We start from the raw sequence: 7567 nt of genomic DNA on the forward strand, positions 1-7567 counted from the left end.
GCCGCCATTTTTTGCCCTCAAACAGGGATTTCACCCCAAGTCATGCACCAACAGTTACACCGTCTTCGCGAGCAAGCCCGCTCCCACAGTTGATCGGGATTCCAACTCTTAATGCGGTCGAATGTGGGAGCTGGCTTGCCTGCGATGAATCCAACTCGGTCCACCTGAAAAACACAAAAAAAAACGGAGCCCGAAGGCTCCGCTCTTTCAAACCAGCCCGAATCAGGCCAGTTTTTTGTGACGCACGCGGTGCGGCTGGGCAGCTGCTTCGCCCAAGCGCTTTTTACGGTCCGCTTCGTACTCGGTGTAGTTGCCTTCGAAGAACACCGCTTGGGAGTCGTCTTCGTACGCCAGGATGTGGGTCGCGACGCGGTCAAGGAACCACCGATCGTGAGAGATCACAATGGCGGCGCCCGGGAAGTCCAGCAGGGCTTCTTCCAGGGAACGCAGGGTTTCAACGTCAAGGTCGTTGGACGGTTCGTCGAGCAGCAAGACGTTGCCGCCCTCTTTCAAGGTCAGGGCCAGGTGCAAGCGACCGCGCTCACCACCGGACAGGTCCTTGACGAACTTCTGCTGGTCGCCGCCCTTGAAGTTGAAACGGCCTACATAGGTGCGCGACGGGATTTCATAGTTGCCGATGCGGATCTGGTCGGAACCGTCGGAGATCTGCTGGAACACCGTCTTGCTGCCATCGAGGTCGTCGCGGCTCTGGTCAACGCAAGCAAGCTGCACGGTTTCGCCGATCTCGATGCTGCCGGAGTCCGGGGTTTCCTTGCCCATCAGCATGCGGAACAACGTGGATTTACCCGCACCGTTACCACCAATAACGCCGACGATTGCGCCTTTTGGCATGGCGAACGACAGGTTGTCGATCAGCACGCGGTCGCCATAGCCTTTGGAAACGTTCTTGAACTCAATGACCTTGTCACCCAGGCGCGGACCGGCCGGGATGTAGATTTCGTTGGTCTCGCTGCGCTTCTGGAATTCCTGCGATTGCATTTCTTCGAAACGCTGCAGACGCGCCTTGGATTTGGACTGACGGGCCTTGGCGCCTTTGCGCACCCACTCCAGTTCTTCCTTCATGGCTTTTTCGTGGGCCGATTGCTGCTTGGATTCGGCCGCCAGACGGTCGGACTTGGCTTCCAGCCAACCGGAGTAGTTACCCTCGTAAGGGATACCGGCGCCACGGTCGAGTTCCAGAATCCAACCGGCAACGTTGTCCAGGAAGTACCGGTCGTGCGTGATCGCAACCACGGTGCCTGGGAAGTCGTGTAGGAAATGCTCCAGCCAGGCGACGGAATCGGCGTCCAAGTGGTTGGTCGGTTCGTCGAGCAGCAGCATGTCGGGGGCCGACAGCAGCAGGCGGCACAGGGCCACGCGACGCTTCTCACCACCGGACAGGTGTTCGACCTTGGCGTCCCACGCCGGCAGGCGCAGTGCATCGGCGGCCACTTCCAGCTGGCGCTCCAGGTTGTGACCGTCGCCGGCCTGCAGGATGGCTTCGAGCTTGGCCTGTTCGGCGGCCAGTTTGTCGAAGTCGGCATCTTCTTCAGCGTAAGCGGCGTAGACCTCGTCCAGGCGGGCCTGGGCGTTCTTGATCACGCTGACGGCTTCTTCAACCACTTCGCGCACGGTCTTGGTCGGGTCCAGGATCGGCTCTTGTGGCAGGTAACCGATGTTCAGCTCCGGCATTGGGCGGGCTTCACCTTCGAACTCGGTGTCGACGCCGGCCATGATTTTGAGCAGCGTGGATTTACCCGAACCGTTGAGGCCGAGCACGCCGATCTTGGCGCCTGGAAAGAAGGACAGCGAAATGTTTTTCAGGATTTCCCGCTTCGGCGGAACAACTTTTCCCAGCCGATGCATGGTGAAGACGTATTGAGCCATGGTAAACCTAGCGTCAGTGACGGATGAATTAAGTGGGGCAAGCCCTTGCCAAGCCATGCGCGGCGCGGGCCGTTGACGATGATCAATGCCTGCGTGCGGAAAAAGCCTGAATGTCTGGGGCTGGAACGCCCCCGCGTAACCGGCAAAGCTACCTGAATGCGCTTTGTCAGTCCAGCCAGGCGGGGCTGGCACTTTGCCACAAGTCAAGGCATGCTAGCCGCCCTCCGGGCGTCCGGCTTATAGTGCACGTCGCGCGCCAGTCCAGCCAAACCGCAGGATCACAGCTTGTCCAAAGTCACGCCGCCAACTCCCCTGCGCGCCGCTCATATAGCGCCGGGAGCGCCCCTGCACGGCACCCTCAAAGGCGCATTGGCGACGCTCGTCCTCATGTTGCTCGCGTTATTGTTCTGGCAGTTGCTGGACCAGTTGCAACAAAACCAGAAAAACCAGCAGCAATACACCATCGACTACAGTGCCGACCTGGCTGAGCAAATCAGCCTGAACATGGCCCTCAGTGCAAAAATTGCCCTGAACCTGCTGCCCATCGTCGAACCGCCGCGCGACAGCGAACAACAGCAAGCCCTGATGCACACCTTGCAGCGCTCCCTGCCGGAGCTGCGCAGCATCGCCCTGCTCGCCCCCAGCGGCGCGATGATCAGCGACAGCGCCACCGACAGCCAGGACGCTGCCTGGCTCGAAGAGTTGGTGCAACGCAGCCACGCCCAGTCCTATTACCTGAGCAACAACAGCGATGGCAGCCTCATCTATCTATTGCTGCACCAGCCCAGCGGCGGCTCCAGGGTGTATTGGGTCTTGCGCCTGGCGCCCAACTACCTGACCAACCTCACCCGCCAGGATGGCCAGGGCCAACGTCCGATGTGGGTGATCGAGAACCGTCTCAACCACCGCGTCATCAGCCGCGACAGCGGCATGCCGGCCCAATGGGCCAGCGCCCTCACACCGGACGAGCTGAACAAAAGCGTGCTGGTCACGCCTCTGAGCAAAAGCGACTGGCAACTGCGCGGGCTGTTCGACCGCACCGCCGTGCTGGAGCAACTGCTGCCGGCATTTATCGGCAAATGCCTGCTGGGCCTGGCGTTTTCGCTGATCCCGGTGATCGTGCTGCTGAACATGCGCCGCCGCCAGCGCCAGGTGCATGAGGGCCGGCGACGCTACCAGGATATTTTCGAAGGCACCGGCGTGGCCCTGTGCGTACTGGACCTGTCGGGCCTCAACGCGTTCTTCGCCAAAGCCCAGTTGGAAAACCGGGCACAACTGCACGCCTGGCTGCAGGACAACCCCATCGAGCGCCAGCAACTGCTCAAGGAGTTGCGCATCACCGAGGTCAACCAGGTGGCGGTGCGCCTGTTGAACGTAGGCTCTTGCGAAGAAGCCTGGGAGCGTCTGATCGACGATTGCCCGCGCAACGCAACGTCCATCGGTTACCAGATCCTCGAAGCCGTGCTGACCCAACAAAGCCAGCTTGAACTGGAGATCCAGCTCAAGGACGTGGCTGGCAACGATCAATACCTGTGGCTGGTGATGCGCCCGCCGGAGCAGCAGGACGACTTCAAGGCGGTGATCCTCAGCATCAGCGATATCACCAGCCGCAAGCTGATCGAGCTGTCGCTGGTGGAGCGTGAGAGTTTCTGGTCGGACGTGGTGCGCACCGTGCCCGACCACCTGTATGTGCAGGATGTGATCAGCCAGCGCATGATTTTCAGCAACCACCACCTGGGCCACACCCTCGGCTACAACAAGGCCGAACTGCAGCAAATGGGCGAGTATTTCTGGGAGATCCTGCTGCACCCCGAAGACGCCGAGCATTACCACGACCTGCGCCAGCATCAGCGCCAGGTCGGTTACACCACCCAACTGCAATGCCAACTGCGCTTCCGTCACCGCAATAACCAGTGGCGGCGCTTTGATATCCGCGAGCAAGCCCTGGCCCGCGACAAGACGGCGGTGGTCACCCGCATCATCGGCGTGGCCAAGGACATCACCGACCAGATCGAAGCCAGTGAATCCCTGCGTGACAGCGAGCAGCGCTATCGCATGCTGGCCGAGAGCATCAGCGACGTCATTTGCTCCACCGACAGCCAGTTGGCCCTCAATTACATCAGCCCTTCGGTCAATACCGTCTTGGGTTATGACGTGGATTGGGTGTTGAAGAACGGCTGGCAGTCGATCATCGCCAACCCGCAGCAACTGAGCGGCATCTATAGCCTAGTGGAGCAAGTGAGCCGCGCCTTGGGCGATGCCGATGCGCTGAACAGGCTGCGCGATGAAGTGCAGACCCAGTTGTTCCTGTTCGACTGCCTGCGCGCCGATGGCCGCAAGGTGCCGATCGAATTGCGCCTGGTGCTGGTGTGGGACGAACATGGCGCGTTCGAAGGCATCCTCGGCGTGGGCCGCGATATCAGCCAGCAACGCCGCGCCGAGAAAGACCTGCGCATGGCGGCCACGGTATTCGAGCACTCCACCTCGGCGATCCTGATCACCGACCCGGCGGGTTACATCGTGCAGGCCAACGAGGCGTTCAGCCGGGTCAGCGGCTATGCGGTCAGCGATGTGTTGGACCAGTTGCCGAACATGCTCACCGTTGATGAACAGCAGGAAGCCCACCTGCGCTACGTGCTCAAGCAGTTGCACCAGCACAGTACCTGGGAAGGCGAAGTGTGGCTCAAGCGCCGTAACGGCGAGCATTACCCGGCGTGGGTGGGCATTACCGCCGTGTTCGACGACGAAGGCGACCTGGCCAGCTACGTGTGTTTCTTCAGTGATATCAGCGAGCGCAAGGCCAGCGAACAGCGCATTCACCGCCTGGCCTACTACGACGCCCTGACCCACCTGCCCAACCGCACGCTGTTCCAGGACCGCCTGCACACTGCGTTGCAATCGGCAGAGCGGCAAAAGTCGTGGGTGGTGCTGATGTTCCTGGACTTGGACCGTTTCAAACCGATCAACGACTCCTTGGGCCACGCCGCCGGCGACCGCATGCTCAAGGAAATGGCCACGCGCCTGCTCGGTTGCGTCGCCGAAGACGACACCGTTGCGCGCATGGGGGGTGATGAGTTCACCTTGTTGCTGCAGCCTCGGGTCAGCCGCGAAATGGCGCTGAACCGGGCGATTCATGTGGCCGAGCAGATCCTCGCCAGCCTGGTGAAGCCGTTTGTACTGGAAGGCCGCGAGTTCTTTGTGACCGCCAGTATCGGCATCGCCTTGAGCCCCCAGGATGGCAACGAACTCAGCCAACTGATGAAAAACGCCGACACGGCGATGTATCACGCCAAGGAGCGCGGCAAGAACAACTTCCAGTTCTACCAGGCCGACATGAACGCCAGCGCCCTGGAACGCCTGGAGCTGGAAAGCGACCTGCGCCACGCGTTGGACCAGAACGAGTTCGTGCTGTATTACCAACCGCAGTTCAGCGGCGACGGCAAACGCCTGACTGGCGCCGAAGCCTTGCTGCGCTGGCGTCACCCGCGACGCGGCCTGGTACCGCCGGGTGACTTCATCCCGGTGCTGGAAGAATTGGGTCTGGTGGTGGACGTGGGCGACTGGGTTATCAGCGAGGCGTGTCGCCAGCTCAAGACCTGGCACCAGAACAAAGTGCGCGTGCCGAAAGTCTCGGTGAACATCTCGGCGCGCCAGTTCTCCGACGGCCAACTGGGCACGCGCATCGCCACCATCCTCAAGGACACCGGCCTGCCGCCGGCGTGCCTGGAGCTGGAGCTGACCGAAAGTATCCTGATGCGCGAAGTCAACGAAGCGCTGCACATCCTCGACAGCCTGAAAAACCTGGGCCTGAGCATTGCGGTAGACGACTTCGGCACCGGCTATTCGTCCCTCAACTACCTCAAGCAATTCCCCATCGACGTGCTGAAGATCGACCGTACCTTCGTCGATGGCCTGCCCTCGGGCGAACAGGATGCGCAGATCGCCCGCGCCATTATCGCCATGGCCCACAGCCTGAACCTGGCGGTGATCGCCGAGGGCGTGGAAACCCATGAGCAGCTGGACTTCCTGCGTGAGCATGGTTGTGACGAGGTGCAGGGGTATCTGTTTGGGCGGCCGATGCCAGCGAGTCGGTTTGAGGCGCAGTTCAGCAATGATGCGCTCTTCATGTTCGACTGAAGTGTTGTGGTGAGGCTGCTGGCCTCTTCGCGAGCAAGCCCGCTCCCACATTCGACCGCATTTCAAAGATGGAACTCGGTCAAGTGTGGGAGCGGGCTTGCTCGCGAAGAGGCCCTCACAGCCACCGCCCATCCCTAGATGAGCCCCACTTGTCCGCGACATGATGTCCTTTCATATGCCATCTAAAACCCATTGGGTTAGAATGCCCTCCTTTTCTGCCCCCGATCCTTGAGGACCGCCATGTTCAGCCGTGATTTGACTATTGCCAAGTACGACGCCGATCTCTTTGCCGCCATGGAGCAAGAAGCCGTGCGCCAGGAAGAGCACATTGAGCTGATCGCTTCGGAAAACTACACCAGCCCAGCGGTCATGGAGGCTCAGGGTTCGGTTCTGACCAACAAGTACGCCGAAGGCTACCCAGGCAAGCGCTACTACGGCGGTTGCGAGTACGTCGACGTGGTTGAGCAACTGGCCATCGACCGTGCCAAAGAACTGTTCGGCGCCGATTACGCCAACGTTCAGCCACACGCCGGTTCCCAAGCCAACAGCGCCGTGTACCTGGCCCTGCTGCAAGGCGGCGACACCATCCTGGGCATGAGCCTGGCCCACGGCGGTCACCTGACCCACGGCGCCAGCGTTTCTTCCTCCGGCAAGCTGTACAACGCCGTCCAATACGGTATCGATGCCAACGGCCTGATCGACTACGACGAAGTCGAGCGCCTGGCGGTTGAACACAAGCCAAAAATGATCGTGGCCGGTTTCTCTGCCTACTCGCAGATCCTGGACTTCCCACGCTTCCGCGCTATCGCTGACAAGGTTGGCGCTTACCTGTTCGTCGACATGGCTCACGTAGCCGGTCTGGTCGCCGCTGGCGTCTACCCGAACCCGGTGCCGTTCGCTGACGTGGTGACCACCACCACCCACAAGACCCTGCGCGGTCCTCGTGGCGGCCTGATCCTGGCGCGCGCCAACGCCGACATCGAGAAGAAGCTGAACTCCGCTGTATTCCCAGGCGCCCAGGGCGGCCCGCTGGAGCACGTAATCGCCGCTAAAGCGATCTGCTTCAAGGAAGCGTTGCAGCCTGAGTTCAAGACCTACCAGCAACAAGTGGTCAAGAACGCCCAGGCCATGGCCAGCGTGTTCATCGAGCGCGGCTTTGACGTGGTCTCCGGCGGTACTGAAAACCACCTGTTCCTGCTGTCCCTGATCAAGCAGGACATTTCCGGTAAAGATGCTGACGCTGCTTTGGGCCGCGCCTTCATCACCGTGAACAAAAACTCCGTGCCGAACGACCCACGTTCGCCGTTCGTCACCTCCGGCCTGCGCTTCGGCACCCCGGCTGTGACCACTCGTGGCTTCAAGGAAGCAGAGTGCAAGGAACTGGCTGGCTGGATCTGCGACATCCTGGCAGACCTGAACAACGAAGCCGTGATCGACGCGGTCCGTGAGAAGGTCAAGGCCATCTGCAAAAAACTGCCGGTGTACGGCGCTTGATTGCAGTTGCTTGAATGAAAAGCCCGGCTCTTGAGCCGGGCTTTTTTAT

The 7567-nt window shown here is 60.8% G+C and carries 3 protein-coding genes; 2 read left to right on the forward strand and 1 reads right to left on the reverse strand.

Annotation, left to right across the window (positions count from 1 at the left end; genetic code table 11):
- Positions 1-222 precede the first annotated feature (222 nt).
- Complete coding sequence (gene ettA / locus DYL59_RS26875) at positions 223-1887, reverse strand: energy-dependent translational throttle protein EttA (protein ID WP_135291866.1); 1665 nt, start codon at positions 1885-1887, stop codon at positions 223-225.
- A 285-nt stretch (positions 1888-2172) separates the two neighbouring features.
- Here ettA and DYL59_RS26880 point away from each other — a divergent pair, with 285 nt between their 5' ends.
- Together DYL59_RS26880 and glyA are read left to right on the forward strand one after the other, a co-directional pair.
- Positions 2173-6024, forward strand: coding sequence for a bifunctional diguanylate cyclase/phosphodiesterase (locus DYL59_RS26880; RefSeq protein WP_135291867.1), 3852 nt, complete (start codon positions 2173-2175; stop codon positions 6022-6024).
- Between the two features lie 240 nt (positions 6025-6264).
- The gene (glyA, locus tag DYL59_RS26885) at positions 6265-7518 is read left to right on the forward strand and encodes a serine hydroxymethyltransferase (RefSeq protein ID WP_135291868.1); all 1254 of its coding nucleotides are present in this window, start codon (positions 6265-6267) and stop codon (positions 7516-7518) included.
- Positions 7519-7567: the final 49 nt, after the last annotated feature.

Origin of the sequence: Pseudomonas kairouanensis, from assembly GCF_004682055.1 — a bacterium.
GTDB lineage: Bacteria > Pseudomonadota > Gammaproteobacteria > Pseudomonadales > Pseudomonadaceae > Aquipseudomonas > Aquipseudomonas kairouanensis.